A 25,967-nucleotide genomic window follows, 5' to 3' on the forward strand; every position below is an offset into this window, starting at 1 on the left:
GAGCGGGCCGCTCGCCCCGCATCAGACAACTCGAAGATATCGCGGGCCGGACGTGCATCGCGGGCCGCGCTCGCCCTGAAAAAACGAAAAGGAGGGATCGCCATGACCTGGTTCATCGTTGCGCTGATCGTCGCCGCTGCGGCGCTCGTCTATGTGCAGGCCCGGGCATCATGGTGGCTCGCGTTCCTCGTCGCGTGGGTCGCCGCTGCCTTCGTGACGCGCACAGCCGGCGTGACGGCGACGATCCTGCTGTCGATCGTGCTCGTCCTTCCCGCGCTGGTGCTGACGCTCAAGCCGCTGCGCCGCGCATGGCTCAGCGCGAGGGTGCTCAACGTTTTCCGCAAGATCCTGCCCGACATGTCGCCGACCGAGCGCGACGCGATCGAAGCGGGCACCGTCTGGTGGGACGCCGCGCTCTTCTCCGGGCGCCCGCATTGGGACACGCTGCTCGGCTATGGCCCGGCCAGGCTGTCGGTCGAAGAACAGGCGTTCCTCGACAACGAATGCGAGCAACTCTGCGACCTCGCGAACGACTGGGAAACCACGGCCATCTGGCAGGACCTGTCGCCGCAAGCATGGCAGTTCGTCAAGGACAAAGGCTTTCTCGGGATGATCATCCCGAAGCAGTACGGCGGCAAAGGCTTCAGCGCCTACGCGCATTCACAGGTCATCATGAAGCTCGCGACGCGCTGCTCGGCGGCCGCCGTCTCGGTGATGGTGCCGAACTCGCTCGGACCCGCCGAACTGCTGCTGCACTACGGCACCGACGCGCAGAAGAATCACTATCTGCCGCGTCTCGCGCGTGGCGACGAGATCCCCTGCTTCGCGCTGACGAGCCCATACGCGGGCTCCGACGCGGCGGCGATTCCCGACGTCGGCATCGTCTGCAAAGGTACGTTCGAGGGACGCGAGACGCTCGGCTTTCGCGTCACGTGGAACAAGCGCTACATCACGCTCGGGCCAATTGCGACGGTGCTCGGCCTCGCGTTCCGCGCGCTCGATCCCGACCACCTGCTCGGCGGCGACGACGAACCGGGCATCACCTGCGCGCTGATTCCGACCCGTCATCCGGGCGTGAACATCGGCCGCCGTCACTGGCCGCTCAATGCCGTGTTCCAGAACGGGCCCAACTCGGGCAACGACGTGTTCATCCCGCTCGACTGGGTGATCGGCGGACGCGCGCAGGTCGGCAACGGCTGGCGCATGCTGATGGAATGCCTCGCGGCGGGCCGCGCGATTTCGCTGCCGTCGTCGAACGTCGGCATGTCGAAAATCGCGGTGCGCGGTGTCGGCGCGTATGCGGCCGTGCGGCGACAGTTCCGCACGGCGATCGGCAAGTTCGAGGGCGTGCAGGAAGCGCTCGGGCGCATGGGCGGCAACCTCTACGTGATGGACGCCGCGCGCCGCCTGTCCGCGCAGGCCGTCGATCTCGGCGAAAAGCCGTCGGTGATTTCGGCGATCTCGAAGTACCACATCACCGAGCGCAACCGCGAAGTGATCGACGACGGCATGGACGTCGTCGCGGGCAAAGGCATCTGCATGGGGCCGTCGAACTTTCTCGCGCGCGCGTACCAGCAGGTGCCCATTTCGATCACCGTCGAAGGCGCGAATATCCTCACGCGCTGCCTGATCATCTTCGGCCAGGGCGCGATACGCTGCCATCCGTACGTGCTCAAGGAAATGGCCGCGACACGCGAACCCGACCGCGCGAAAGCGCTGCGCGATTTCGACGACGCGTTCTTCGGGCATATGAGCTTCACGCTGTCGAACGCGGTGCGCAGCTTCGTGCACGGCTTGACGGGCGGTGTGCTGATCGCGAAGCCGCAGCGCGCGCATGCGCCGCTCGCCCGTTACTACCGCGCGGCAACGCGACTCTCGACAGTCTTCGCGCTGCTCGCCGACGTCTCGATGCTCGTGCTCGGTGGCGAGTTGAAGCGGCGCGAGCGCATCTCGGCGCGTCTGGGCGACGTGCTGTCGCAGCTCTACCTGATCTCAGCGACGCTCAAGCGCTTCGAAGACGAAGGCCGCCACGGCAGCGATCTCGCGCTCGTGCAATGGGGTGTCGAAGATGCGCTGTATCGCGCGCAAACCGCTCTCGATGGCGTGCTGCACAACTATCCGAACCGTCTCGCAGCCGGCCTCGTGCGAGTGCTCGCGTTTCCGTTCGGCCTGCCGCATCGCGCGCCGTCCGATACGCTCGGCAGCACGATCGCCGAGCTGATGCAGACGCCGGGCGACACGCGCGACCGGCTGCTCGCGGATTCGTACGTGCCGCACGCCAGCGTCGACGCAATCGGCTACGGCGAGCTGGCGTTCGCGCTGACGCCGCAGGTCGCGCATCTCGAGCAGCGCTTGCGCGAAGCCATCAAGCGTGGCCGCATCGAGCCGATTCCGCAAAGCCTCGCCGATCTCGCCGAATGGACGGAAGCGGCGCAACAGCGCGGGCTGATCGACGAAGACGAGCGCAAGGTGCTCGACGACTACGCGCGCTATGGCGCAGAAGTCGTAAAGGTCGACGATTTTCCCGCCGACTTCGGCCTGCTCGCCGACCTGCAACGGCGCAAGGAGGCGCTCGACAAGGCGATGGAACTGGCCGCGTGACCCATCGGCTCGATTCGCCACGCATCATTTTGATGGTTACTGCAGGGCGGCGACCGGCAAACGCCCTGCTTTCGTCGCCAATCCATTAGTATTCCCAAAAACAACTCGAATAGGGACGTTCAGATGCTAAGGATTCCAACACTTGTCGACCTTGCGTGTATTGCCTCGGCAGCGTCCGCTGCCAATTTCGACAACCGGTCGGGACGCTATTCATTCACGCCGCTACCTTCGGCCGAAGCCGAGATGAAACGGATGAACACGATCATGGAACTGTCGGATCAGCAACCGACGGGGCGCTACGTGCGCATGGGCGAGACCGTGCGCGTGAACGTCAGCGGCATGCCCAACGGGTATCGCGCAAGCGCCATGGTCGGCTTCCGCTCCATGTACGGAAAGTCGCCGGGCCAGCAGGCGGCGCCGCTACGCAACGGCAGCAACCGCTTCGTCGCGAGGCAGAACGGTCCGCTGTTCATCCGATTCACCTCGCCCAACAGCAAGCCCGCCGCGTCGACTGAAATCGACGTATCGATCGCGGATGGCAAGCCGTTGCCCCTTTTCGTGCAAGACCGCACGAGCATGGACGACTGGCGGGCGCAACTGGACAACTACGCGGACGCGCCGTTCGTTCAACTCGTCGGCCAGCACAGCATGATTACGTTGCCACGCAGCGTGTATCGGCACGCGCCCATCGCCGACCCATCGACCACTCTGGCGGCCATCGCGCAGGTGCTGGCGATGCAGGATGCGCTGGCAGGATTCGACGACACAAAACCGACCGACGCGCGCACGCCGCTGCGCGAGCACTTCGTGGTCGACTTCCGCACCTCGCCCAAGGAAAGGACCGGCGTGTACATGTACGCCACGGATCAATTCATCGGCATGTTCGCGGACAACACGACCGATCTGACCGACCCGGCGCGCCTGCGCAACGAATGGGCGATCTGGCATGAGGTCGGACATACGCACCAGCAGGACTCCTGGACATGGGAAACGCTCGTCGAAGTCTCCGTCAACCTGTTCTCGCTGTATGTGCAGGAGAAGCTGGGCGAGCCCAACCGGCTGGACGAGCCCGAATATGACGGCATCACGCCCCGCGAGCGGGCGCGCGAGTATCTGGCCCGCGCGGCGCGCAACTACGTATCGGACCCGGGCGGCAAATACGAGGAACTGACGTTCGTGCGGCTCGTGATGTTCGATCAGCTGAAGCGCGCCTACGGCTGGAATCTTTTCACCCGGCTGTTCAAGTATTACCGCGAGCATCCTCTGCCTTACAACGTATCGGAGACGAAAAAGGTCGACGAGTTCGTGGTGGCGATGTGTACGGTATCCGGCAACGACCTGCGTCCGTTCTTCGAAAAATGGGGCTTGCGGGCCAGCGCGGACGCCTACGGCAAGATCGCCGCGCAGCGTCTTCCCGTGCGCGCGATCGAGACCTGACCGGCGAGGGATGAAGCTTCCGGCTGCGACGCGGCTGACCGCTGACAGAATCGGCCCCACGCGCGAGCAACCCAGCGCAACGCACCGCAACATGCCCATGCAATCACCCCGACCTCGCAAATCCGCCCCCCAACTTGCGGCAAGTCACGCGGTCCGTGCACACTGTCGTTCATCCGCCGGTCCGGGGGCCAGGAGCCAATAACGTGAACGATTCCTACCTGAACTTCGTCAATTCGCCGCTGGGCGCGCGGGTCGCGCGCTCGCTCGGTTTGCCGAAGCCCGAGGTACTGCGCCGCTATCGCGCCGACGCACCCGAATTCGACGGCCTCATCGCCGTCGGCGCGGGCCCCGCGCCCCAACTGCTCGACGCGCTCGCCAATGTCGTCGCGCATATCGGCATGACGAGCGTCGCGCATGCCAGCGCGGGCCTGTGGGTGCCGCTCGCGAACCGCCACGGGCTAATGACGGGCCGCTTCGAACCCGCCGATCCCGCAACCGGCGCCCAGGCGCGCGTGCGGGCGCTCGTGTTCGATGCGAGCGGTATCGAAAGCAGCGCGCAGCTCGACACGCTCTACGCGTTCTTTCACGACGCGCTCCGCTCGCTCGACCAATCCGGCCGGATCGTCGTGCTCGGCCGTCCGCCCGAAGCCTGCGCGAGCCCGCGCCAGTGGACGGCGCAACGCGCGCTCGAAGGCGTGACACGCTCGCTGGGCAAGGAAGCGCGGCGCGGCATCGCCGTGAATCTGATGTATGTGTCGCAAGGCGCCGAAAACGGCCTCGAATCGACGTTGCGCTTCTTTCTGTCGCCGCGCTCGGCGTACGTGTCGGGCCAGGTCGTGCGCATCGGCGCGGCGCCCGGCGGAATGACTCAAAACGTCGGCGCGGATTTCGACTGGACCCAGCCGCTCGCCGGCCAGCGTGCCGTCGTGACGGGCGCGGCGCGCGGCATCGGCGCGGCGATTGCGAATGTGCTCGCCGCGCAAGGCGCGCACGTGATCGGCATCGACATCCCCAGCGCGACCGATGCGCTCGACGCCACCCTGCGCCAGATCGGCGGCACGGCGCTCGCGCTCGACATCGCCGCGCCGGAAACGCCCGCGCAGATCGCCGCCGCGCTCGACGAACTCGGCGTCGACGTGTTCGTGCACAACGCGGGCATCACGAAAGACAAAACCATCGCGAAAATGACGGAAGCGGCGTGGCGCAATGTGATCGACATCAACCTGTCGGCGCAGGAGCGCATCGACGACGCGCTGCTCGAAGCGGGCACGCTGCGCGACGGCGGCCGCATCGTTTGCGTCTCGTCGATCAGCGGCATCGCGGGCAACCTCGGGCAGACCAACTACGCGGCCTCGAAAGCGGGTGTAATTGGCCGCGTTCAGGGCATGGCGCCGTATCTGGCCGCGCGGCGCATCACGATCAACGCGGTCGCGCCCGGCTTCATCGAAACGCAGATGACCGCGAAAATGCCGCTCGCGCTGCGCGAAGCCGGCCGCCGGATGAATTCGATGAGTCAGGGCGGCCAGCCCGCCGACGTCGCGCAAACCATCGCCTGGCTTGCGCATCCCGGCTCGGCGGGCGTGACGGGCCAGGTCGTGCGTGTGTGCGGACAAAGCCTGATAGGAGCGTGACCCCTCATGGCGTTCTACGACTCCAGCTCGATGTTCGGCGCGCCGCGCCTGAAAACAGTCGTGCTGCCCGAGCTGCCCAAACCCGCGAAGCTGTACGCGCGGGCCCTGTCGGGCGTGGTCAAGGGCTTCCAGCGCAACCGTTCGACCGATCTGCCTCTGCTTCGGCTCGTGCGCCCCGCCGTGTCGCTCGATTCGGTTGCGATCGAGCGCTATGCGCGCGTGTGCGGCTTTTTCCCCGAGCAGGGCATTCCGTTCACGTTTCCGCATCTGCTCGCGTTTCCGCTGCATCTGCTGTTGCTGACGGACCCGGCGTTTCCGTGGTCCGCGCTCGGCATCGTCCATCTGGCGAACAGCGTGCACATGCGCCGCCCGCTTTCGTTCGACGACACCTTGCGCGTCGAAGTCGAATTCGGCGCGCGCCTGCGCCATGACAAGGGCCAGGCGTTCGTGCTGCAGACGCGCGTCTACCGGCGCGGCGAGGCCGTCTGGGACGGCGACAGCGTGTATCTGAAGCGCGGCGTCGCGGCGAGTGGCGATCCGCTCGCACCGCTGGAGACGGCGGGCGACGCGCTGGTGCGCGCGGCGCGCTGGCAACTGCCGTCGCAACTGGGCCGCGACTACGCGAAGGCATCGGGCGACTTCAATCCGATTCATCTGTCGATGCTGTCCGCGAAAGCGTTCGGCTTTCCGCGCGCGATCGCGCACGGCATGTGGACGCTCGCCCGCACGGCGGCCGCGCTGCAGCCGCCCAAGCGGCTCGCCGACGCGACGCTCGCAGGCGAATTCAAGCTGCCGATGCTGCTGCCGGGCGAAGCGTCGCTGTGGACGGCATCGCCCTCGCCCACTGCGCGCGACTTCGAAGTGCGCGATCCCGAAGGCGGCAAGCCGCATCTGCGCGGCCGCTTCCAGTGGAATCTGCAATGACGCCGTGCCGTGCGCGCACTGCCGCGCGGCAAACATCCGACGTTGGAATCAATGCCCGGCCTGATCCGTTTCAAGCAGGTGCCGGGCGCTGCATGCACGATCCGATCCGCCCAACAGACGGACACGACCAGGGAGCTCGTTGATGCCAGAAACGCCATCTTCATTCTTGCCGGCGCCCACTGCGCGCCGCGTCGCGATACTGGGCGGCAACCGCATCCCGTTCGCGCGCTCGAACACCGCCTACGCGACGGCGTCGAACCAGGACATGCTGACTTTCACGCTGCAAGGCCTGATCGACCGCTACGACCTGCATGGCGAGCGCCTCGGCGAAGTCGCGGCGGGCGCCGTCATCAAGCATTCGCGCGACTTCAACCTGACGCGCGAAGCCGTACTGTCGACCACGCTAGCGAAGGAAACACCCGCCTACGACGTGCAGCAGGCGTGCGGCACGGGCCTTGAAGCGGCGATTCTGGTGGCCAACAAGATCGCGCTCGGCCAGATCGAGGTGGGCATTGCGGGCGGCGCCGATACGACGTCGGATGCGCCCATCGGAGTCAACGAGCGGATGCGCAAGATCCTGCTCGAAGCGAACCGCGGCAAGTCGGCGGGACAACGGGTCGGCGCGCTCGCGAAGCTGCGCCCCGGCATGTTCTTCAAGCCGCTGTTGCCGCGTAACAGCGAGCCGCGCACGGGGCTGTCGATGGGCGAGCACTGCGAGCTGATGGCCAAGCGCTGGGGCATTTCGCGCGAGGCACAAGACGTGCTCGCCTACGATAGCCACCGCAAGCTGACGGAAGCCTACGCGCGCGGCTTTCTGAACGACCTGATGACGCCGTTTCGCGGTCTCGCGCGCGACAACAACCTGCGCAGCGATCTGACGCTGGACAAGCTGGCCACGCTGAAACCCGTATTCGACCGCGACGCGGGCACGATGACGGCGGGCAACTCGACGCCGCTGACGGACGGCGCATCGGCCGTGCTGCTCGCCAGCGAGGCATGGGCGGCGGCGCGCGGCCTTCCCGTGCTGGCGTGGCTGACGTGGCACGAAACGGCCGCCGTCGATTTTTTCGACAAGAAGGAGGGATTGCTGATGGCGCCTGCGTACGCCGTGCCGCGCATGCTGAAACGCGCGGGGCTGACGTTGCAGGATTTCGACTTCTACGAAATTCACGAGGCGTTCGCGGCGCAAGTGCTCTGCACGCTCGCCGCCTGGCAGGACGATGAGTACTGCCGCACGCAACTGGGACTCGAAGGCGCGCTGGGAACCATCGATCGCGCGAAAATGAACGTGAACGGCGGCTCGCTCGCGACGGGCCATCCATTCGCCGCCACGGGCGGACGGATCGTCGCGGGACTCGCGAAGATGCTCGCGCAGCTCGACAAGCCGGCGGGCACCGCGCGCGGGCTGATTTCGATCTGCGCGGCGGGCGGCCAGGGTGTGGTCGCGATTCTGGAACGGTAGAATCGCGCGCCATCCGCACCCGCACGATTCATGCACACGACACATACAACGACAAAGCTAGTACTCCGGGAGACACCGCTATGACCGAGCCGACTACATCACATTCGACGCAGACGCCGATGCAAACCCAGACGCAGGCACAAACGCAAACGCAGCGCGCGCCCAACACGGACGGCATCTGGTACGACTCCTATGCGCCCGACGTGCCGCGCGAGATCGACGTGTCGCAGTATGTGTCGCTCGTCGCGTTCTTCGACGAATGCACGACGCGCTTTCGCGAGCGTGTCGCCTATGTGAGCGTCGGCGAAAGTCTCACGTATGGCGAACTGGCGCGCAAGGCGACGGCGTTCGCGGCCTACTTGCAGAGCATCGGCGTGAAGCCCGGGGACCGCGTCGCGATCATGCTGCCGAACACCTTCCAGTATCCGATCGCGCTGTTCGGCGTGCTGAAGGCAGGCGCGATCGTCGTCAACGTGAATCCGCTCTATACGGTGCGCGAACTGTCACATCAGTTGAAGGACAGCGCCTCGCAGACCATCGTCGTGTTCGAGAACTTCGCGAAGACCGTTGAAGACTCGCTGCCGGGCACCCGCGTGCAGAACGTGATCGTCACGGGGCTCGGCGACCTGCTCAAGGACGGACTGAACCTGAAAGGCAAGCTGATCAACTTCATGCTGCGCCACGTGAAGAAGCTCGTGCCCGCGTACAACCTGCCCCAGGCCGTGTCGCTGCTGGATGCGCTCGCAACGGGTTACAAACGCACGCTCGCGCCCGTGCAGATTTCGCCCAACGACCTTGCGTTCCTGCAATACACGGGCGGCACGACGGGCGTCGCGAAAGGCGCGATGCTCACGCACCGGAACATGGTCGCGAATCTGCTGCAGGCGAAGGTCTGGGCGGAAGGCCAGTTGACCGACGACATCGAAACGGTACTCACGCCGCTGCCGCTTTATCACATCTACTCGCTGACCGTGAACGCGATGATCTTCATGGGACTGGGCGGGCGCAACATCCTGATCGCGAATCCGCGCGACATCAGGATGGTGATGAAGATCCTGCGCAACGAAACCTTCACGGGCATCACGGCCGTCAATACGCTCTACAACGCGTTCCTCGACAACGAGGAATTCCGCAACCGCGACTTCTCGAAGCTCAAGCTCGCGATGGCGGGCGGCATGGCGATGCAAAAGGCCGTGGCCGACCGTTTCCGCGAGGTGACGGGCAAGCCGATCATCGAAGGCTATGGGCTGACAGAGTGCTCGCCCATCGTGTCGATGAACCCGGTGAACCTCAAGCACATGCGCGAGTTCGACGGTTCGATCGGCCTGCCCGCGCCGTCCACTCAGGTGCGCTTTCGCAAGGACGATGGCAGCTGGGCGAATATCGGCGAACCAGGCGAGCTGTGCGTGCGAGGTCCGCAAGTCATGAAAGGCTACTGGAATCGTCCCGAGGAAACCGCGAAGGTGCTCGACGACGACGGCTGGCTCGCGACGGGCGATATCGGCGTGATGGATTCGCGCGGTTATATCCGGCTGATCGACCGCAAGAAAGACATGATTCTTGTGTCGGGTTTTAATGTGTATCCGAACGAGATCGAGGACGTGATCGCGATGCACCCCGACGTGCGCGAAGTGGCCGCGATCGGTATTCCCGACGTCGCGCAGGGCGAGCGCGTGAAAGTGTTCGTCGTGCGGCGCAACCCTTCGCTCACCGAGGAACAGGTGATCGCGCATTGCCGCAAGAATCTGACGGGCTACAAGGTACCGAAGGTCGTCGAGTTCCGCGACGAGCTTCCGCAAACGAATGTCGGCAAGATCCTGCGGCGCGAGCTGCGCGATCAGGAGCTGGCAAAGCAGACAACCTCGTGACGGTTTCGCTCGCCTGACCGCGTAGCAACGGCGAAGCCTTCCGCGCTTTTGGGAGCGATCGATGCGTCACCCGGAGTTGGTGGAAAAGCGGTTCCGCTATCGGTTGGGTCATGGCACGCGCTGGCTATCGCTGATCGTCGCGCCGCTGGCTTGCGTGTTGATCGCGGGCGCGGCCGCCGCGCAGAACGATGCGGCCGCGCTGGCCGCGCATGTCGCCCCGCAGGTCACGCTGGGCGCCAGCGAGGCCGTCGCGAATGCCGCGAAGCTGCCGCTCGAGCAGCAGGTCAAGTGGCTGCGCAATGCCGCGCAAAGCGGCGCGCTCGAGCAGATGGACGACGCGCAGCTCGTCGCGCTGTTCGAATCGTTCGATCCGCTCACGGTGCCGCGCTATATCGAGGAAGGCCCGAACGGCTACCCGTCGTACGAGTTCACGATGCTGCGCCAGGAGCGCATTCGCGGCATCTGGCCACGCCGGCCCGATCACATGCTCGTGCGGCTCACGCGCGAGCCGCTGCGCATCTACGGCCGCTGGCTGCCCGACGGCCCGCACGCCGGCCAGGAGATCATCTACGACGAGTCGAAACGCGCCAACCAGATGTACGGCCACCTCGGCGGCATCTTCAACATCATCCCGCTGTGGACCTCGATCAACGGCACGCTCGCGCGCTCGCAATCGAACCATCAGGTGCGCGATCTCGGCACCGAATTCATCGCGCAGCAGTTTCTCGACGAAGGCAAAAAATTCGCCAATGTGGGCATCACACGGCCCGCGCAGATCGACGTGCGAACCGTCGACGGCGTACGCGTCGTCGCCTTCACCTACGAAACGCCCACGGGCCAGCCCGATTACTACGCGAAAAAGGAAGTGCTCGGCCTCGATCTGCGGCACCCGTATTTCCGGATGGCCGAATCGTACGGCAACGACGGAGAGATTTTCGAGCGCATCGTGTTCCTGACGATCACGCCAAAGACCTTCGACGACATGGCGTTCGATCCCAAAAACCCCGAGTACCGGTTCTGATTCAGGTCGTCAATGCGAACGCGACGCACGCGTGCTGCGGCACGCTGCGCGCTTGCGTGACGGGCGCGGCGGGCGGCAGCGCGAGCCGCGCGAGCACGAAGAAGTCGGCGGCACGCGTGACACCGACGAGCGTCAGCCGGCCAGCCGAGCGCATCGCGCGCGGCGCGAGCGAGTCGTACCAGAGCGTGGCGATATCGGCGTGCGGCGCGGCGCTCACGTCGAACACGGGCACACGCATGCGCGCGGCGTGATCGCCCAGCGCCGTCGATTCGGGCAGCGCCGTGTCGATTAGCGCGAGGTCCGCGCGCAGCCCATCCAGACGAAGCCACGGCGCGCCGAAAGCCGGTGCCGCCGACAGCCATGCGCCCGCTGCGATGAATGTGCGCCGCTGCATGTCATGCCCTCATGCTCATGGTTCACGTATATCCGCGCCAGTTACGAAACGCCTTCGGCCAGATGCCCTGCTTGCCCGGCGACAGGATGCCCGCCGGATCGAGCGCGTCCTTGATCGTCTCCGACAGGCGCAGCATGGCGCCGTCGTTGAAGTTGTAGCGCGCCGCGGCGAAGTCCATATAGACGAGGTGCGAGCGGTACTCGCCGTAACCCGCGCCGTGCGCGTCGCTCATCCACGCGCGCAGCAGATCGCCGGCCAGTTCGCTCTGCCGCGCGTCGCTCTTGTCGAAGATCGCGGCAGCGATGTGATGCAGGTGCCGCTCGCCCGATGTGAAACCGCCGTAGTAATCGAAGCCATATTCGTTGGCGCGCGCCTTCGCCATCGAATACTGGCGCATCGCGTCGCGGCCCGTCGCCGGACAGACAGGCGAGAAGTCGACGTGCGCGCCGCTGCTGCCGCCGCGCCAGTCGAGCATGCGGAACGCCGTCATGCCCGGAATGCCCGCGAGGTTGCGGTCGCCGCCCGCCTCCGGCTCCGCGTTGCCGTCGTAGGTCTTCGACAGCATCCGCGCACCCGGAATGCGGCCGAACGCGCGCCGCACGATCGCGTCTCGCGCATCGATCACTTCGCGCTCGCCGTAGAGTGCGTAATGCAGGTTCCAGCGGCCGATTTTCAGCGCCTCGGTCATCGACGCGATCGCGCTTTCCGGCATCACGCCCTTGCCCTGATACCACTGCGAGCGCGGCCCGATACCCGCCGCGCGGCGCAGCGCGCCTTCGATGACCGCCTGGTTGCCGATCGTGCCGTTCAGCCGCAACGGCCGCAGCGTCTCGACGACTGCTTCCAGATCGTCGTCGCGCTGAAACTGGATTTCGCCCAGCAGATACGCGCTCGGCGCGGGCATCAGCCAGACGCCCATCTTCGTGACGATGCCGTAGTTCGACTGCATGAACATCGGATCGAACGACGGCCCATAGCCATACCTGAACGCCTGCCACGACGTGCCGATCTCGATCCCGCCCATGCCCGTGCGCACGAGGTCGCCATTCGCGAGCACCACTTCCATCCCGCATTGGGCCGCCGCGTGATCGCCGTAGGCCGTCGTGCCGAAGCCGCGCTCCAGCGTGTTGCCGACGATGCTGCCCCAGCCCGCCGCGGGCGGATCGACCCACAGCTTGTAGCCGCGCTCGCGCAGATGGTGATGCAGATCGAAGTAGCTGACGCCGGGTTCGACGAGCGCGTAGGCAAGTGGCTCGTCGACAGCGAGAATCCGGTTCATCCGCTGCAGGTCGAGCACCACCGATCCCGGCAAACGCGGCGCCGCGCCGCCGTACGCGAAATTGCGTCCCGTCGATACCGTCCAGAGCGGAACGCGGTACTCGTTCGCGACGCGCAGGATCGCGCGGATCTCATCGACGCTCGCCGGCAACACCGCCGCCGACGGCACGAACGATGCCGCGAGCGTCCCCGGTGCGAACGGATCGGCATACGCCGCGAGGCTTGCCGGCGACGATGCGACCTGCGTGGCGCCGACGATCGCCTCGAAGGCGGCGAGCGCGCGGTCGAACGTTGCGGCAGAAATGTCCGGCGGCAGGATGCGTGTCAAAGTGTTCCCTCGTCGTGTCGAAGCGGTATCGGCTGGCTAGGTTGCTGAGAGGCAGCGGGTTCGAGTGTGTTCAAGACTCGCAGGCGACGAATAGCGCTCGCGCGACACGCATCGCCCACGATCAACGCCGGTGCCCGCCGCCCATGCCACCCATGCCGCCCCATGCGTGACCGCCGCCCCAGCCGTGCATGCCGCCCGTCCCGTGGAATCCGCCATGGCCCATGCCGCCCGGCCGCCCCCAATGCACATGGTTCATGTGATGGAAATGATGAAACCGGTCGACGAACACGAACGACGCGCCGAAGCCCACGGCGACAGGCGGCCCCCAGTACCACGGGTCATAGTAAGGATAGGCGGGAATCGGATAGACGACGGCCGCTGAGTCGTCGGCCTGCTGGATCTGCCATGTCCCATCCGGCTGCTGGCAAGCAAGGCCGCTGATCTGCTGCATGGTGCCGTCGATCTCCGCCTGACCGACGATGTTGCGGCATGTCATCTGATCGTTGAGCGGCTCCTGCGCGGCAACGGGCGGTGAAGCCGTAACCGCGCATCCGGCGCACACGCACAGCGTCGCGCCGAGTCCAAACAAAGTACGCATGATGTGTCCTGCCCGACGGTGCGGCGTTGCGGCACGTTCGTGTGCCGTCGCCGTGAAGACGCCATCGATTCGCCTTGCAGGACGCGCGGCCAATGGCCGCTGCAGATTCGCCGGGAGCGAAAATCACGCGCCTGCACAACTTAAACGCTTGTGCACAAGGCGCTATTCCTGCTGCGCGGGAAGCGGCGCCGCGCATCGTGTTACACGATGTTTCCGGCACCTGGAAGGTCGATGCGGCGCAGCGATTACTGCCACGTTTCCGGACGGCCGCCGAGTTCGCCGCACACTTCGATCGCGATCGAGCGCAGCTTGTCTTCCTCGATCGGACCAGACAGCGCGTAACCCATGTGATCGTTGATCCAGTAGAAGGTGCGCCGGTTGCCGTCGCGGAACAGACGGAACGCGGTCTCGTCTTTCGGGATGCCCGTCACGTAGAGCGTGAGGCGCGCGCCGCCCTGGTTCTCGTACATGAATTGCGCGGCAGGCCCGGCTTCGCCCGGCAACAGCCTTCCGCCGACGAGCGTATAGCCGTACTCCTGCAGCGAAGGCACGGACAGATGCCGGTTCAGGCGCTTCGACAGCCAGTTGATCAGATGCTCTTCCTCGGCGGCCGCTACCTCGACGGGATGACGGCGCTCCGGCGTATAGACGGCGTAGGCGATATCCGCGCGCCGCGCGAACGACATCACGTCGCCATTGCCGCCGCCCGTCAGGCGCGGCACCAGCGGGCCGAGCGCAAGCGCCAGCCCCGCGCCGACTGCGAGCCAGCATGCCGCGACGGCCACGCGGCGCCACCACGGAATGCGCGCGCGCAGCACGATGAACGGCGGCTCCTCGCGTTCGGGCGCGCCGCACAGCGCCTGCAGCGCGGCCTTCTGCGCACGCCACGACGCGACCTGTGCGGACGCCTGCGGGTCGCGCGCCAGATGCTCGCGCACGGCGGCGCTCTCGCTCTCCGGCAACTCGCTGTCGACGAATGCCGACAGCGCGCGCAGATCAGGCGCGTTCGCGGAACCGGTAGTGTGTTCGTCGTTGTTCATTGCGCGCTTCTCACCTGGCCTTCACCACTTTCAGCGACGGCGACTTGTGGACAGGCCCTTCCGTCAACAATGCCCGCATGTGCTCGCGGGCGCGAGACAGCCGCGACATCACCGTGCCGATCGGCACGCCTAGCGCCACGGACGCCTCCTGATAACTCAACTCCTCCACGCAAACCAGCAACATCACTTCGCGTTGCTCGACGGGCAGACAATAAAGCGCGCGCTGCACATCGCGCAACACCAGACCGTCGACTTCGCCGCGCGGCGCTTCGAGATTGCGCCATGGCGCGCTCTCGTCGTCGACGGCGATTTCGCGGCGCACCCGCAACTGGTCGATATACAGATGCCGCAAAATAGTCAGCAGCCACGCACGCAGGTTGCTGTCCGGGCGGAAGCCTTTCCAGCGGGCGAGCGCGCGCTCGGCCGTATCCTGAACCAGGTCGTCCGCCCAAGCTGGGTCGCCCGTCAGTGCGCGCGCATAGCGCCGCAACTGAGGGAGCCACGAAATCACTTCCGCTTCGAAGTTCACCCGGCGCAAGCTGTCATGCGAGCACAGGCATTGTCAATAGCCGCCACTACTACCGCTCGAGCCGCCGCTGCTCCCACCCGACGAACTCATGTCGCCCGTGGATTGACACGCGGTCAGCGAGAGGGACGCAATCCCGAGCGCGAGCACGACGAATACGGTCGATACCAGTCTGGACACTTTCATGTAAAACCTCCTGCACGGCGCGGCGCGACGTATCGCATAGCCATGCGTTGAACCGGCGGCACGCACGCGTGCGACAGACGACGCGACGCCGGCGACCCATTGGACAGTTGAGGAAACCTCGTGCAAAGACGGACGCCCGTTTGCGATGCGTGCTGCTGACACGTCCGTCTTGCCATCTCACGGCTTCGCGGCTTTCGTGCGATGCCTGACCGATAAACGCTCGTGGCAGGCGTTTTATTCCGCGGCATGCGCGAATGGCGACATTTCTGGTCTGGAGCGAGCGTGCGTATCGACGCCGTCCGGCGCCCGCAACCGCCGTGAACGTTGGCTGGCGCGCATAGCGCCGCAGGATTTGGTAACTCAACGTTACACTTGATCTTTAATGGATGCTTCCGCGCCCACAAGTGGTTATAGTGGGCGTCAACCCCGTTCGACGTTTGGACCCATCATGTCAGCGTAAAGCGACAACGGGTAAAATCACGACGAACAACCGTTTCTCTACACACAATTGTCCATGCCTTCCGCAGAATCGCATCCGCAAAACGACTTTATGAACGCAGCGCGCAAAGAACGTAAGCGCGTGGAGATTTACCTCGTCAACGGCATTCGCCTGACGGGCTGCATCGAGTCGTTCGACCAGTATCTGGTGATGCTGCGCACGCCCGTCGGGCTGCAAGGCATCTACAAGCGCGCCATTTCCACGATCCAGCTCGACACGGGCACCCGCCCCGCGCCGCGCGCAGGACGGCCGTCGCATGGCGAGCATTCCGCACGCGGCCCGCATGGTTCGCGTGAACACCGCGAGCCCCGGGAACCGCGCGAGCCGCGTGAGTCGTATGGCGGTTCGCAAGGGTCGTCGGACCGGTCTTCGTCGTCGGACGCGCCCGTGGTCGTCACCCGCCGCCGACGCCTGTACGGCGCTGGCAATAACGGCAACGATCAGGGTAACAACGGCGGCGGCAGCAGCGAATAAGGCCGGATAAGCCCAACGGGCTTCACGGCAGCGTGAGGCGCGCGCCCGGCGCGCCTGCACTGCAACACGGGCGGCTGGCTAGCCGGGACGACTGGCCAGCTGCTTGAGCATCCTCTCGATCCGCACGCCCTGTTGGGCAGTCAGTTCATACCCGCACTTCACTTCGAGCACCCGTCGCTGCCAGTAGCGGGCGTTCAGCCGATGCACCATCGGCTGACGCATTGCCCACTCCAGATGCTCCAGTTCCGATTCGACAACATGTGACGCGCTCAGGCGCTGTCCGCTGCCATATCCATTCGGTTGCATGGTTGCCCTCGTAAGCCAGCCGCGCCCGGCGCCTACGTGTGCGCCGACGTCGTGTGACACCGTTATAACGAACGATCCCGCGAGAAATTCCATTGGCCTGCATGGAACCTACAACATGCTTTCGCGATGTTCAACCTGAGTCGCTAGTCGGCGTGCGATTCGCGCCACGCTGGGGGCGTTGTGTGTGCGTTTGGCCTATGCCATAGGCCCAGGCGGCTGCGATGGCATGATTGCGTTATGCTGAGTTCAATCTACGCAGCGGAGCGTGTCATGTCCACATCGAAGCACCCCACCCCGAAGGCACCCGACAAACATCCGTCCAGCGACGAACGTCTCGACGAAGCGCTCGACGAGACCTTTCCTGCCAGCGACCCGATCGCGGTCGATCCGGAACCGGACGACGACGATAACCGTCAAGGCAAGCAGAAAAAGTCGCGCTGAGGAAGGCCGTTGCAGAGCGAGATATGCCATCCGCGCGGACGCTGCGCGCACGCGGGATGGATGAAGACGGCCGTCTGACCGATGAAGAGCGTGCCGTACGTCGATGCACGGCTCACGGTGCTATCGCCGCACGCGTCGATTCCAAACGCCTCGCGGCGCTGCAGACGAACCCACCCCCGCATGGTCAGATGCGTGGTGTGAGTCCGGTCAGACACACGAGGCGGAGCCGCGAAGCCGTCGAAGGCCCGCGCGGCTCACGCAAGGTCAGCGCACTGCCAGGCCGCTTTCGAGCTGACGCTGCAGATCGCGCACCTGGCGCTGCGCCGCGCGCAACTGCTCCTGCGACTGCGCCTTCTGCTGCGCCAGCGCCGCAGCTTCCGCACGGGTCTGCTGCTGCATGCTGTTGACGATGGTCTGCTGCTCGTGCGCGATGTTCAGGTCGGCCTGCAGACGGTTCGCGCGCTCCTGTGACAGCGCGACGAGGTGATCCGTGTAGGCCTTCTGCGCTTCGAGCTTGGTGCGGCGGATTTCGACATCGGACAGCTGTGCCGTCTGACGCGCGAAGTCGCGGTAAATCTGCTCGGCGCGCGCTTCGTCCTGCGTCTTGATCACGCGCCAGAAGTTCTTCTGCTGGAAGAGCGCGACGTAGTACGTCATGTCCTTGCCATAGAACAACAGGCTTGCCCCGTAGCTGCCGTTGTAGGTCGTGCGCAATTCGGTGACGTCGGCGCCGTGAATCTTCTGTTGCAGTTCCGCGACATTGCCCGTCGCCGACTGCTTCGCCTCGTCTGGCGTGAGCGCAATCGTTTGACTGTCCGCCGTGACGGGAGCAGCAGCAGGCGTTGTCTGCGCGACGATCACACTCGCTGCGTCGTCCGTGCCGTTACTGGCAGAACTCTGCGCGTAGACCCCTTGAACGCCCCCGAAAACGATCATTGCCGACATCACGATGTGTCGAACTTTCGACTTCTGGTCCATGTAATTTCTGCTCGTGTCGTGTTTTAGTTTTGCAAAACCGTTCAATTATTACTCACTTTCACGAGTTTCGGGTTCCTCGTCGAAAATTTGGTACTTACGCATCTTTTCCCACAGCACCTTGCGGCTGATACCGAGGTATTGCGCCGTGTCCTGGCGGCGCCAGCTGTTCGCATCGAGCGCGGCGAGCACGCGGTTACGCTCGTCCATATCCCACTTGCTGCGATCGACGAGCACTTCCGCTGCGCTCTCGGCAGGCACGGGCTGCGTGCTGCGCGCAACCGCAAGCAGCCGGTGCAGCCGCGCCGCGTCCCACGCGCCGATCTGCCGCACCGTCACGCCGATCCGTTCGGCCAGGTTGCGCAGTTCGCGCACGTTGCCGGGGAAGTACGTGTCGGCGACGGCGTCCGCGAGCCAGTACGGAATATCGGGCAGCGACGCGAGCCGTTCGGCTCCGACCACGGACGCGATGAACGCCTTGAAGATGGCGATCTTGTCGACGGCGCCCCGCTCTTCCAGCGACGGAATTTTCAGTTCGATCACGGCAAGCCGGTAGTACAGGTCCGCGCGGAACGTGCCGTCCTTCACGAGTTGCGGCAGATGCCTGTTGGTCGCCGCGACGAGCCGGAAGTCGAGCTTCACGGGCGTCGCCGAACCGATGCGCGTAACCGCGCTGTCCTCGAGCACGCGCAGCAGCTTCACCTGCTGGTACAGCGGCAGGTCGCCGATCTCGTCGAGAAACAGCGTGCCGCCGTCGGCCTGTTCGAAATAGCCCTTGTGCGCGCCCACGGCCCCCGTGAACGATCCTTTCGAGTGGCCGAAGAACAGCGACTCGAACAGCCCGTCGGGAATCGCGCCGCAGTTCACGGCGATGAACGGGCCGCGCCCATAGCGCGAATGTTTTTCGTGCAGCAATTGCGCGATGCGCTCCTTGCCGACGCCCGTTTCGCCATGCACGAGCACGCTCGTCTCGCAGTCGGCGAACGTGTCGACTTCGTGCAGCAGCGCCTGCATGCATTCGGAGTTCGCGACGAGCGCGCTCGACTCCAGCGTCTGCGCGGAATGCGCGCGCAGTTGCACGATCAGCTTCGTCACCATGCTGCGCAGTTCGGCGCAGGTGAAGTCGAGGGGCAGCACGTGCGAGTACTCGGCGGGGTACATCGCCGGGTCCTGGTCGCGCGGCGCGGCGCCGACCCAGATCACGGGCATGCCGTGCGTCGCCTGCAGATCGCGCACGGCGAAGCCCGCCGTATCGATCACCGACACGCTGATGAGCGCGAGCGACGGCCGCACCGACGTGCGCTCCACCGAGATCGCGACATCGTCGGCGCGGATCACCTCGACTTCGAAGCTCGCCATGCAGCGCGCGACGCGATCGACGATATCGGCCTTGCCCTCCCAGACATACAGGTCCAGTTCCTCGATTTTCGTGGTGGCTCTCATAGGCAGAAATTCATTGAATGGCCGTTTCGTTTTAGTTGACGAGCTGCGCGTCGCTGCACGACAGCGAGATCGCATGGACCGTGCTCACGCCAATCTGCACACCGAGTAGTTGCAGCAAGGGGACGAGCACGGTGTCGAGGCTGCCGAGGATCGGTTGCAGCGTATCGGCGAGCGACTGAACGCTCTGCTGGTAGGCGTCCGACTGCCCTGCCGTCAGCCGCACGCCGGCGAGCGTCAGATAAACGTGGGTCGGCAGTTGCGAGATCAGCTGGCCGAGCAGCCCGCCCGTTTCCGCGCCGAGCGCGTTCGCATTGCCGCCCTGCGTGTCGTCGCCGTCGCCTGCGGCGCCGTTGAAGGTAAGCGTCTCGGGTGCCTGGCTCTGCAACGACAGGTTCAGTCCCGACGCGGGCGTGTGCGTGCCCACATGGACCGCGACCAGCGATCCGAGCAGGCTCGCCACTTTCGCGGGCTGCTGGCATTGCGCTGCGCTCGTCGTATTGGTCAGCTTCGCCGCGGCATCCCCGCCGATGCACGCGCTCGCCACGCCTGTCTGCGTGACGAGTACGGTGCTCGTGCTGGCCGCCTTCGATGCCGCGCACTGCGTCTGCGTCAGGGCAGCCGTGCCGTTCGCGCCTTCGATATAAAGCGGAAGGTCGACGGTCGCGAGCAGAGGAATGTTCAGGTTCAGATCGAGATACACCCGCACCTGCGCGGCATGCGCGCTCGTCCGGTAGTTGCCGCTGCCGTCCATCCCCGCCTCGCCGACGGCGATCACGGGCGGTTGCAGGATCGCGGCCTGCGCCGTCAGGCTCACAGGCAACGTGATGCCCGGGATCGCCGACGGGTTGAGCGCCGCGCCGAGATCGAGCGCCGACGTGCCGCGCGCGAGTTCCGCAGCGACGATCACTGCATCGAGCGCGCTGATCGTCGCCGAAGCGGCCGCCTGCCGGTCGGCAAGTCCGATCGCGAGCAAACCGGGCGCGCCCGCGCCGCCGTCGCCGAGCGCGATCTTCGCGCCGCCGCTCACCGCCGCCTGAATCGTCGTCAGCGCGGACGTCACGTTGGCACTCGCGACGTTGTTCCGGCTGAGCACGCTCACCATCGCGCCGGCGAGATCCGCCACCGACGCTTTGGCGTTCAGCAGTTCGTCGATCGACGCGACGCCGACTTGCGTGGCGAGATCGCCGAGCCGCACGTTCGTCGACGCGAGCGCTTGCCACGTCGCGACGTCGAGCGACACGCTCGCGCCGAGCAACGCGCTCAGCAATCCGTTGATCGCGCCGCCCGACAGCGACGCCAGATTCGTCGACAGCGAGAACGACGCCGTATCCGTCGCCTTCGCGGTCGCGACGGCCTGCACATCGCGCGCCGGACCGATGAAGAAATGCTTCACGCTTTGGGTTGCCGTCACCTGCACGGCATTGAGCGGCGCCGCGCCCGACGTGTCGAATTGGGCGGCACCGCTTGCCGCCGTCCATCTGCCGCAGGTCACGCCGACGGGAGCACTGCCCGTATAGCCGTTGCGCGCCGCCGACTGCTGCGCGGAAGCCGTCGCGCCTGCGCAGCCGCCCGCCATGCCGATGGTCTGCGCGCCGGCAACGGCGGCCATGTCGGCCGCCTGTTGCAACTGACGGCGCACGAGAAACACATTGCCGACGTCGAGCACGCCCAGCGCCGCGACAGCCGTGCCGAGCCACACGGCCGCGAGCACGGCCGTCGCGCCGCGCTGACGGTACGCGCGCACGTGCCTGGAACGGTGCACGAAAGTTCGCATCGACGATGGACGGTCGGTCTCGAGCAAAGGCATTTCAGCTCTACTGTGATGCGCCCATGTTCGTGTAATCGACGCGCAGCAGATTGCCGCTCCCGCCCACCGACGAACCGAACGACACGGGAATCTTCGCCTTGAACGACTCCATGTAGCGCTGGTACGCGAGGCCCGCTTCATCGCCGAGCATCGTCAGAGGCGGCGCGGCTTGCGCGCCGCTGCGCTGCAGGTCGAGCCAGTCACGCGTCGAGTGACCGATTTCGCTTGCGAGCGGAGTGGCCGCCTCCGGGCTTCCGCCTGCTTCCTGCGCGCTGGCGCTGCCTGTCACGGCCAAACTCATGGCCAAACTCATGAGCGAACGCATGACAACACTCATGCACAGGCACAAGCCCGCCGCGCCGATGCCATGCCCTCCCGTCTTCGTTTTCATCGCTTTCTCCCTGATCCTTTGCGGCCGCACGCGCCGCGTCATTGCGCAAACCGTTGCAGCAAACGCTGAGGCTGATCGACGGCCTGCACACTCGCGACTGACGGCGTCGGCGCCGGCAGCGCGGTGGCCGCGCCTGGCGCATGAGGTACAGCGGGCTTCGCCGCGCGTGGATCGTTCACGCGGCGCGCACGGCTCGCGGCTGCCACTTTCGCCGCCTCGTCGCGAAGCTGCGCGCGCACGTCGGGCGCAAGCTTCTGCTCCTTGACGAGCGCCTGCGCGCGCGCTGTCTGTCCATCCGCGAGCAGATACAGCGCGATGTTGCCGATCACCTTCTGGTTGTGGCCGTCGAGTTCCGCCGCTTTCATCAACGGCACGCGCGCGCCCGCGACATCGCCTGCGCGCAGCCGCGCATAGCCGAGATCGGACAATGTCGCGACATCCGTCGGCGCGAGTTCCGCGGCCTGTCCGAGCGACTGCGACGCGCGCTCGAAGTCGCCCGACGCGCCCGCCAGCAGACCCAGCCCGCGATAGCCGCGCGCAGCGAGCGGCGTGTTCAGCAATTGCGCGTAGGCCGACGCGCTTGCCGCCGGCTGATCGGTCGCGCGCAATGCGTCGGCGCGCAGCAGGATCGAATCGGGCGATACGCCGTACTGTTTCTCGTAGGCGTCGATATGCGCGAGCGACGCGTAGTACAACCCTTGCGCCTGCATCCTGTCGATCAGGCTGAGGTACATGCCGGGCGTATCGGGCGCGGTGTCGCGCGTCGATTGCTGGAGCTTCGCCTCGCGCTCGGCCTGCGGCCCGACGCCGTAGCCCGACTCTTTCACCGCGCACGCGCCGAGCAGCGCGCAGCCGGCAACCAGCGCGACTACTAATCGCAGCGGACTCGACCGCGTAGTCTGAAATGAGCGCATCGTCGTGTCGTGCTTTTTCATGATGTTTCGTTTTCCCTAACGATGCACCGCCGACGCCGACAGCGAATGCACGACGGCCAGCACGCCCGGCCCCGCCGTCACGATCAGCAGCGCGGGCAGCAGCGTGACGACCATGATCCCCGTCATCTTCACGGTCAGGCGGCCGATACGTTCGCGCAGCATCGAGCGACGCACTTCGCGCAGACGGTCGCCGAACTGCTTGAGCGGTTCCTGCACCGCGCCGCCATGCCGGTCCACCTGAACCAGCAAACGCACGATCGCGCGCAGATCCTCGTTCCCGTAGCTCGATGCGAGACGGTGTAGCGACTGCTCGCGCGTGCGGCCCGCCGCGGCCTGCCGCTGCGCGATCGCGAGTTCGCCCGACAGCACGGGCAGCACGCTGCGAAAATCGTTGACCATCACCTGCAGGCTCTGATCGAGCGACAAACCGACGCCCTGCAACAGACGCAGCAGATCGACGAGCATCGGCAGTTCGTCCGTCACGGCACGACGCCGCGCCGCCGCGCGACGCCTCACGACGAACTTCGGCAGCATGAAGCCCGCCAGCAGCGCGAACACGACGACGGCCGGCCCGCGCGAACCCTGCGGATGAAACCCCATCAGCGCGAGCGCGACGAGCGGCAACACGATCGCGCCGCCGATCCGCGCGATCAGGAACAGGCCACGCGCGCGAGCATCGACGAAACCGCACTGCTCCAGCACGCGCCGGTCTTCATCGGCGACGACCTGACGGCCGAGCGGCGTGTCGAGCCAGCGCATGCCCGCTTCCGACGCGCGCGCAAGCAACCGTTGCAGACCGTTCGAAGCTGCTGGCGCCGATGCGCGCATGGCGCCGTCAAACCCGGCGTGGCCCGCACGGCCGCCCGCGGTTGCGGCTGCTGTTGCGCCGGAAGCCGGCGCCGCCTGCGCGGCGCGCCGCGCCAGTGCGTCGGCCAGCACCCGCGCACTGCGCCGCGCAGCCGCATGACGCCTCCACAACGCCATGCCCATGAGCAGCAACGCGAGCCCGACGCAGGCAACGGCAAGCGCGGCGAGACGGTGCGCGTCCATCGTCAGCCCTTTAACCGCGCAAGGCGGTACAGCAGGAACGCACCCGTCATCTGCAGCGCGAACGCGAGATACACGAGGCGTTGCCCGGATGCGTCTTTCCACATCCACGCGAAATACTGCGGATTCGACGCGATCAGAAACACGCCGATGCCGATGGGCAGCAGCGTCAGCACCCACGCGGAAAGCCGCGTTTCCGCCGACATCGCCGACAGCTCGCGCTCAGCCTGTTCGAGATCGCGCATGAACGACGCCATGCGGTCGAGCATCACGTCGGCGCGTCCGCCGTATTTCACCGACAGGCGCAGCACTGCGCCGAGCAGTTCGAGTTCGTTCGCGCGATACACCTGCGCGACGTGACAGAGCGCGCGATCGATTTCGACGCCCGCGCGCAGCATCTGCGAGACGTGATCGAGACATTGGCGCAACGGTGCTTCCGTGGTCTGCAGCGAAGCCTGGAACGCGGCGGGCACGCTGTTGCCGAGCACGATCAGACGCACGATGCCGTCGAGAAACGACGGCAGCTGACGCACGATCATCTGGCGGCGCTTCAGGATGCGGCGCGCCATCAATACGTAGAGCAGCACGGCGCAGGTGACGAGCGTCATGCAGAACACACCCGTTCCCGCGCGGCTCCCGGCGAACGCGGATAACGCGAGCGAGCCGGATAGCGCGCAGAGCGCGGGCAGTCTCGCGTTCGACATGCCCGCGCGGTTCATCGACTGATCGAATGCGAGCGCCATGCGCGCCTTGAGCTTGCGCCAGCCGGTTGCTGCCTCCGCCGTCTGCGCGAGCGCCTGCGCGCGCAGCACGCCCGTCTGGCTGCCGATGCCCGCAGCCGCGCCGCCACTCGCCAGGGCGGGCTGCGCGATCTGCGCCATACGGCTGTCGATGAAGCGCTCGGTGCTCGCGCGTTCCTTGTGCTGCGCGCCGCGCTGCATGACGATCAGCGCCCCGGCCACGCACAGCAGCGCGAGTGCGGCCACGATGAGCGCGACGCTAAACATTGAAGCCCCCGCCGCCGCTCTGACCGAAGCCGCCGCCGAATCCGCCGCCGATCGCACCACCCAGCGCCTGCCTGAACCGCGCGAGCTTCGGCGAATGCGGATGAATGCCGAGCGACGTCCAGTTGTCGGTCTCTTCGCCTTCGGGCGAGGTCAGCGGTTCGAAGCGATAGAGTTCCTGCGTCGCGATGATGTTGTCCGACAGTCCCGTGACCTCGGTGATCGACAGGATGCGGCGTCTGCCATTCGAGAGCCGCCCGATCTGCACGATGAAGTCGATCGCATTCGCGATCTGCCGCCGCAAGCTCGATTCCGTGCCCTGGAAGCCCGCAAAGCCCGCGAGCATTTCGAGCCGGTACAGACATTCGCGGGGCGAGCTCGCGTGCACGGTGCCCATCGATCCATCGTGTCCCGTGTTCATTGCCTGCAGCATTTCGAGCACTTCGCCGCCGCGCACTTCGCCGACGATGATGCGGTCCGGGCGCATCCGCAGCGTGTTGCGCAACAGGTCGCGAATCGACACGAGGCCATTGCCGTCGAAGCCGCCCGGCCGGCTTTCGAGCCGCACCACATGCGGGTGATTGAGCGACAGCTCGGCCGTGTCCTCGATGGTCACGACGCGCTCGGCTTCGGGGATATGAAACGCGAGCGCGTTGAGCAGCGACGTCTTGCCCGAACTCGTGCCGCCCGACACCAGAATATTGCAGCGCGCCTGCACGGCCGCTTCGAGCAGCGCGCCCAGCTCGGCGCTGTACGTGCCGTTGGCGAGCAGATCGTCGGGACGCAGCGGGTCTTTGCGGAACTTGCGGATCGACACGACCGGCCCGTCGATCGACAGCGGCTCGATCACCACGTTCACCCGGCCGCCGTCGGGCAGCCGCGCGTCGACCATCGGGTTCGACTCGTCCAGACGCCGGCCGATGGGCGCGAGAATGCGCCGCACGATCCGCAGCAGATGCGCGTTGTCCGCGAAACGCACGGGGATTTTCGCGAGGATGCCGTGGCGCGACACGTAAACGTCGTTGTAGCCGTTCACGAGGATGTCCTCGACGGCGGGATCGTTCAGCAGATCCTCGATCGGCCCGAAGCCCGCCAGTTCCTTGGTCAGCGCCTCGGCAATCCGCCGCACCTCGCTCTCGTTGATCGGGATGCGGCGCAGACGCACGAAGCTGTCCATCTCCAGATCGACGAACTGGTTGATCGCATTGCGCGACCAGCGGCCGAACTCCGCGCCGAGTTCTTCGATGCGCGTGAGCAGATGTTCGTGCGCCGCGTTCTTGATGTCCTGGAACTGCTGGCTCTGCTCGAACGCAGGGGCGTCGTCGGCAAATTCGATTTCTTTTGCCATTGT

At 65.9% G+C, this 25,967-nt stretch carries 24 protein-coding genes; 9 read left to right on the forward strand and 15 right to left on the reverse strand.

What is annotated here, in order from left to right; all coding sequences use genetic code 11:
• Positions 1-102 precede the first annotated feature (102 nt).
• The 7 genes from PPGU16_RS09685 (at position 103) to PPGU16_RS09715 (ending at position 10,944) form a co-directional block, all read left to right on the forward strand.
• Positions 103-2,601, forward strand: coding sequence for an acyl-CoA dehydrogenase (locus PPGU16_RS09685; protein WP_180719801.1), 2,499 nt, complete (start codon positions 103-105; stop codon positions 2,599-2,601).
• Between the two features lie 252 nt (positions 2,602-2,853).
• Complete coding sequence (locus PPGU16_RS09690) at positions 2,854-4,038, forward strand: M60 family metallopeptidase (protein WP_224030177.1); 1,185 nt, start codon at positions 2,854-2,856, stop codon at positions 4,036-4,038.
• A 203-nt stretch (positions 4,039-4,241) separates the two neighbouring features.
• Positions 4,242-5,669: a 3-oxoacyl-ACP reductase gene (locus tag PPGU16_RS09695; RefSeq protein WP_180719803.1), complete on the forward strand. Its 1,428-nt coding sequence runs from the start codon at positions 4,242-4,244 to the stop codon at positions 5,667-5,669.
• 6 nt (positions 5,670-5,675) lie between these two features.
• Positions 5,676-6,593: a MaoC/PaaZ C-terminal domain-containing protein gene (locus PPGU16_RS09700; protein WP_180719804.1), complete on the forward strand. Its 918-nt coding sequence runs from the start codon at positions 5,676-5,678 to the stop codon at positions 6,591-6,593.
• Positions 6,594-6,735: 142 nt separating this feature from the next.
• The gene (locus tag PPGU16_RS09705) at positions 6,736-8,055 is read left to right on the forward strand and encodes an acetyl-CoA C-acetyltransferase (RefSeq protein WP_180719805.1); all 1,320 of its coding nucleotides are present in this window, start codon (positions 6,736-6,738) and stop codon (positions 8,053-8,055) included.
• An 80-nt stretch (positions 8,056-8,135) separates the two neighbouring features.
• Positions 8,136-9,923, forward strand: coding sequence for an AMP-binding protein (locus PPGU16_RS09710; RefSeq protein ID WP_180719806.1), 1,788 nt, complete (start codon positions 8,136-8,138; stop codon positions 9,921-9,923).
• A 61-nt stretch (positions 9,924-9,984) separates the two neighbouring features.
• A complete protein-coding gene (locus PPGU16_RS09715; RefSeq protein WP_180719807.1) occupies positions 9,985-10,944 on the forward strand; it encodes a DUF1571 domain-containing protein in 960 nt (319 codons plus the stop codon).
• A gap of 1 nt (position 10,945) precedes the next feature.
• Here PPGU16_RS09715 and PPGU16_RS09720 read toward each other — a convergent pair whose 3' ends face one another.
• The 6 genes from PPGU16_RS09720 to PPGU16_RS09745 form a co-directional block, all read right to left on the reverse strand.
• Positions 10,946-11,338 (reverse strand): hypothetical protein, encoded by a 393-nt coding sequence (locus PPGU16_RS09720; RefSeq protein ID WP_180719808.1) that lies wholly within the window; start codon positions 11,336-11,338, stop codon positions 10,946-10,948.
• Positions 11,339-11,360: 22 nt separating this feature from the next.
• The gene (locus tag PPGU16_RS09725) at positions 11,361-12,944 is read right to left on the reverse strand and encodes an FAD-binding oxidoreductase (protein WP_180719809.1); all 1,584 of its coding nucleotides are present in this window, start codon (positions 12,942-12,944) and stop codon (positions 11,361-11,363) included.
• Positions 12,945-13,065: 121 nt separating this feature from the next.
• Positions 13,066-13,542, reverse strand: coding sequence for a hypothetical protein (locus tag PPGU16_RS09730; RefSeq protein WP_180719810.1), 477 nt, complete (start codon positions 13,540-13,542; stop codon positions 13,066-13,068).
• A gap of 245 nt (positions 13,543-13,787) precedes the next feature.
• Positions 13,788-14,582: an anti-sigma factor family protein gene (locus tag PPGU16_RS09735; RefSeq protein WP_180719811.1), complete on the reverse strand. Its 795-nt coding sequence runs from the start codon at positions 14,580-14,582 to the stop codon at positions 13,788-13,790.
• Positions 14,583-14,592: 10 nt separating this feature from the next.
• Entirely contained in the window at positions 14,593-15,111 is a 519-nt protein-coding gene (locus PPGU16_RS09740) for a sigma-70 family RNA polymerase sigma factor (RefSeq protein ID WP_042315018.1), read from the reverse strand.
• Between the two features lie 33 nt (positions 15,112-15,144).
• Positions 15,145-15,294 carry a hypothetical protein gene (locus PPGU16_RS09745; protein ID WP_180719812.1) on the reverse strand — a complete coding sequence of 50 codons (150 nt, stop codon included), beginning with the start codon at positions 15,292-15,294 and terminating at the stop codon, positions 15,145-15,147.
• 514 nt (positions 15,295-15,808) lie between these two features.
• On the opposite strand from PPGU16_RS09745, the gene hfq reads away from it, so the two are divergent.
• Positions 15,809-16,267, forward strand: a complete 459-nt coding sequence (hfq, locus tag PPGU16_RS09750) for an RNA chaperone Hfq (RefSeq protein WP_180719813.1) — start codon at positions 15,809-15,811, stop codon at positions 16,265-16,267.
• A gap of 78 nt (positions 16,268-16,345) precedes the next feature.
• Here hfq and PPGU16_RS09755 read toward each other — a convergent pair whose 3' ends face one another.
• On the reverse strand, positions 16,346-16,573 hold the full coding sequence (locus tag PPGU16_RS09755; protein ID WP_180719814.1) for a hypothetical protein: 228 nt from the start codon (positions 16,571-16,573) through the stop codon (positions 16,346-16,348).
• 270 nt (positions 16,574-16,843) lie between these two features.
• Between PPGU16_RS09755 and PPGU16_RS09760 the strand changes: the two genes are divergently transcribed.
• Complete coding sequence (locus tag PPGU16_RS09760; RefSeq protein ID WP_180719815.1) at positions 16,844-17,014, forward strand: hypothetical protein; 171 nt, start codon at positions 16,844-16,846, stop codon at positions 17,012-17,014.
• 264 nt (positions 17,015-17,278) lie between these two features.
• On the opposite strand, the gene PPGU16_RS09765 is transcribed toward PPGU16_RS09760, so the two are convergent.
• From PPGU16_RS09765 to PPGU16_RS09800, 8 genes are all read right to left on the reverse strand, one after another.
• The gene (locus PPGU16_RS09765; protein WP_180719816.1) at positions 17,279-17,992 is read right to left on the reverse strand and encodes a DUF2968 domain-containing protein; all 714 of its coding nucleotides are present in this window, start codon (positions 17,990-17,992) and stop codon (positions 17,279-17,281) included.
• 48 nt (positions 17,993-18,040) lie between these two features.
• Positions 18,041-19,432: a sigma 54-interacting transcriptional regulator gene (locus PPGU16_RS09770; RefSeq protein ID WP_180719817.1), complete on the reverse strand. Its 1,392-nt coding sequence runs from the start codon at positions 19,430-19,432 to the stop codon at positions 18,041-18,043.
• A 31-nt stretch (positions 19,433-19,463) separates the two neighbouring features.
• Positions 19,464-21,239 (reverse strand): TadG family pilus assembly protein, encoded by a 1,776-nt coding sequence (locus tag PPGU16_RS09775; protein ID WP_243460527.1) that lies wholly within the window; start codon positions 21,237-21,239, stop codon positions 19,464-19,466.
• Between the two features lie 7 nt (positions 21,240-21,246).
• Positions 21,247-21,540, reverse strand: a complete 294-nt coding sequence (locus PPGU16_RS09780; RefSeq protein WP_224030169.1) for a DUF3613 domain-containing protein — start codon at positions 21,538-21,540, stop codon at positions 21,247-21,249.
• Between the two features lie 128 nt (positions 21,541-21,668).
• Positions 21,669-22,544, reverse strand: coding sequence for a tetratricopeptide repeat protein (locus tag PPGU16_RS09785; protein ID WP_180722589.1), 876 nt, complete (start codon positions 22,542-22,544; stop codon positions 21,669-21,671).
• Between the two features lie 36 nt (positions 22,545-22,580).
• Positions 22,581-23,615 carry a type II secretion system F family protein gene (locus PPGU16_RS09790; RefSeq protein WP_180719818.1) on the reverse strand — a complete coding sequence of 345 codons (1,035 nt, stop codon included), beginning with the start codon at positions 23,613-23,615 and terminating at the stop codon, positions 22,581-22,583.
• 2 nt (positions 23,616-23,617) lie between these two features.
• Entirely contained in the window at positions 23,618-24,619 is a 1,002-nt protein-coding gene (locus PPGU16_RS09795; protein WP_180719819.1) for a type II secretion system F family protein, read from the reverse strand.
• Complete coding sequence (locus tag PPGU16_RS09800; protein ID WP_180719820.1) at positions 24,612-25,964, reverse strand: TadA family conjugal transfer-associated ATPase; 1,353 nt, start codon at positions 25,962-25,964, stop codon at positions 24,612-24,614. Before PPGU16_RS09800 ends, PPGU16_RS09795 begins: the two co-directional genes overlap by 8 nt.
• Positions 25,965-25,967: the final 3 nt, after the last annotated feature.

The organism is Paraburkholderia largidicola (assembly GCF_013426895.1).
GTDB classification, from domain to species: Bacteria; Pseudomonadota; Gammaproteobacteria; order Burkholderiales; family Burkholderiaceae; genus Paraburkholderia; species Paraburkholderia largidicola.

Excerpts from the sequence above, each read along its gene's own strand:
- PPGU16_RS09790 (WP_180719818.1), bottom strand. The coding sequence starts at position 23,615 with ATGGACGCGCACCGTCTCGCCGCGCTTGCCGTTGCCTGCGTCGGGCTC.
- PPGU16_RS09775 (WP_243460527.1), bottom strand. The coding sequence starts at position 21,239 with ATGCCTTTGCTCGAGACCGACCGTCCATCGTCGATGCGAACTTTCGTG.
- hfq (WP_180719813.1), top strand. The coding sequence starts at position 15,809 with ATGCCTTCCGCAGAATCGCATCCGCAAAACGACTTTATGAACGCAGCG.
- PPGU16_RS09755 (WP_180719814.1), bottom strand. The coding sequence starts at position 16,573 with ATGCAACCGAATGGATATGGCAGCGGACAGCGCCTGAGCGCGTCACAT.
- PPGU16_RS09770 (WP_180719817.1), bottom strand. The coding sequence starts at position 19,432 with ATGAGAGCCACCACGAAAATCGAGGAACTGGACCTGTATGTCTGGGAG.
- PPGU16_RS09720 (WP_180719808.1), bottom strand. The coding sequence starts at position 11,338 with ATGCAGCGGCGCACATTCATCGCAGCGGGCGCATGGCTGTCGGCGGCA.
- PPGU16_RS09780 (WP_224030169.1), bottom strand. The coding sequence starts at position 21,540 with ATGAGTTTGGCCGTGACAGGCAGCGCCAGCGCGCAGGAAGCAGGCGGA.
- PPGU16_RS09745 (WP_180719812.1), bottom strand. The coding sequence starts at position 15,294 with ATGAAAGTGTCCAGACTGGTATCGACCGTATTCGTCGTGCTCGCGCTC.
- PPGU16_RS09690 (WP_224030177.1), top strand. The coding sequence starts at position 2,854 with ATGAACACGATCATGGAACTGTCGGATCAGCAACCGACGGGGCGCTAC.
- PPGU16_RS09735 (WP_180719811.1), bottom strand. The coding sequence starts at position 14,582 with ATGAACAACGACGAACACACTACCGGTTCCGCGAACGCGCCTGATCTG.
- PPGU16_RS09710 (WP_180719806.1), top strand. The coding sequence starts at position 8,136 with ATGACCGAGCCGACTACATCACATTCGACGCAGACGCCGATGCAAACC.
- PPGU16_RS09785 (WP_180722589.1), bottom strand. The coding sequence starts at position 22,544 with ATGCGCTCATTTCAGACTACGCGGTCGAGTCCGCTGCGATTAGTAGTC.
- PPGU16_RS09685 (WP_180719801.1), top strand. The coding sequence starts at position 103 with ATGACCTGGTTCATCGTTGCGCTGATCGTCGCCGCTGCGGCGCTCGTC.
- PPGU16_RS09800 (WP_180719820.1), bottom strand. The coding sequence starts at position 25,964 with ATGGCAAAAGAAATCGAATTTGCCGACGACGCCCCTGCGTTCGAGCAG.
- PPGU16_RS09730 (WP_180719810.1), bottom strand. The coding sequence starts at position 13,542 with ATGCGTACTTTGTTTGGACTCGGCGCGACGCTGTGCGTGTGCGCCGGA.
- PPGU16_RS09795 (WP_180719819.1), bottom strand. The coding sequence starts at position 24,619 with ATGTTTAGCGTCGCGCTCATCGTGGCCGCACTCGCGCTGCTGTGCGTG.
- PPGU16_RS09705 (WP_180719805.1), top strand. The coding sequence starts at position 6,736 with ATGCCAGAAACGCCATCTTCATTCTTGCCGGCGCCCACTGCGCGCCGC.
- PPGU16_RS09765 (WP_180719816.1), bottom strand. The coding sequence starts at position 17,992 with ATGGACCAGAAGTCGAAAGTTCGACACATCGTGATGTCGGCAATGATC.
- PPGU16_RS09715 (WP_180719807.1), top strand. The coding sequence starts at position 9,985 with ATGCGTCACCCGGAGTTGGTGGAAAAGCGGTTCCGCTATCGGTTGGGT.
- PPGU16_RS09760 (WP_180719815.1), top strand. The coding sequence starts at position 16,844 with ATGTCCACATCGAAGCACCCCACCCCGAAGGCACCCGACAAACATCCG.
- PPGU16_RS09700 (WP_180719804.1), top strand. The coding sequence starts at position 5,676 with ATGGCGTTCTACGACTCCAGCTCGATGTTCGGCGCGCCGCGCCTGAAA.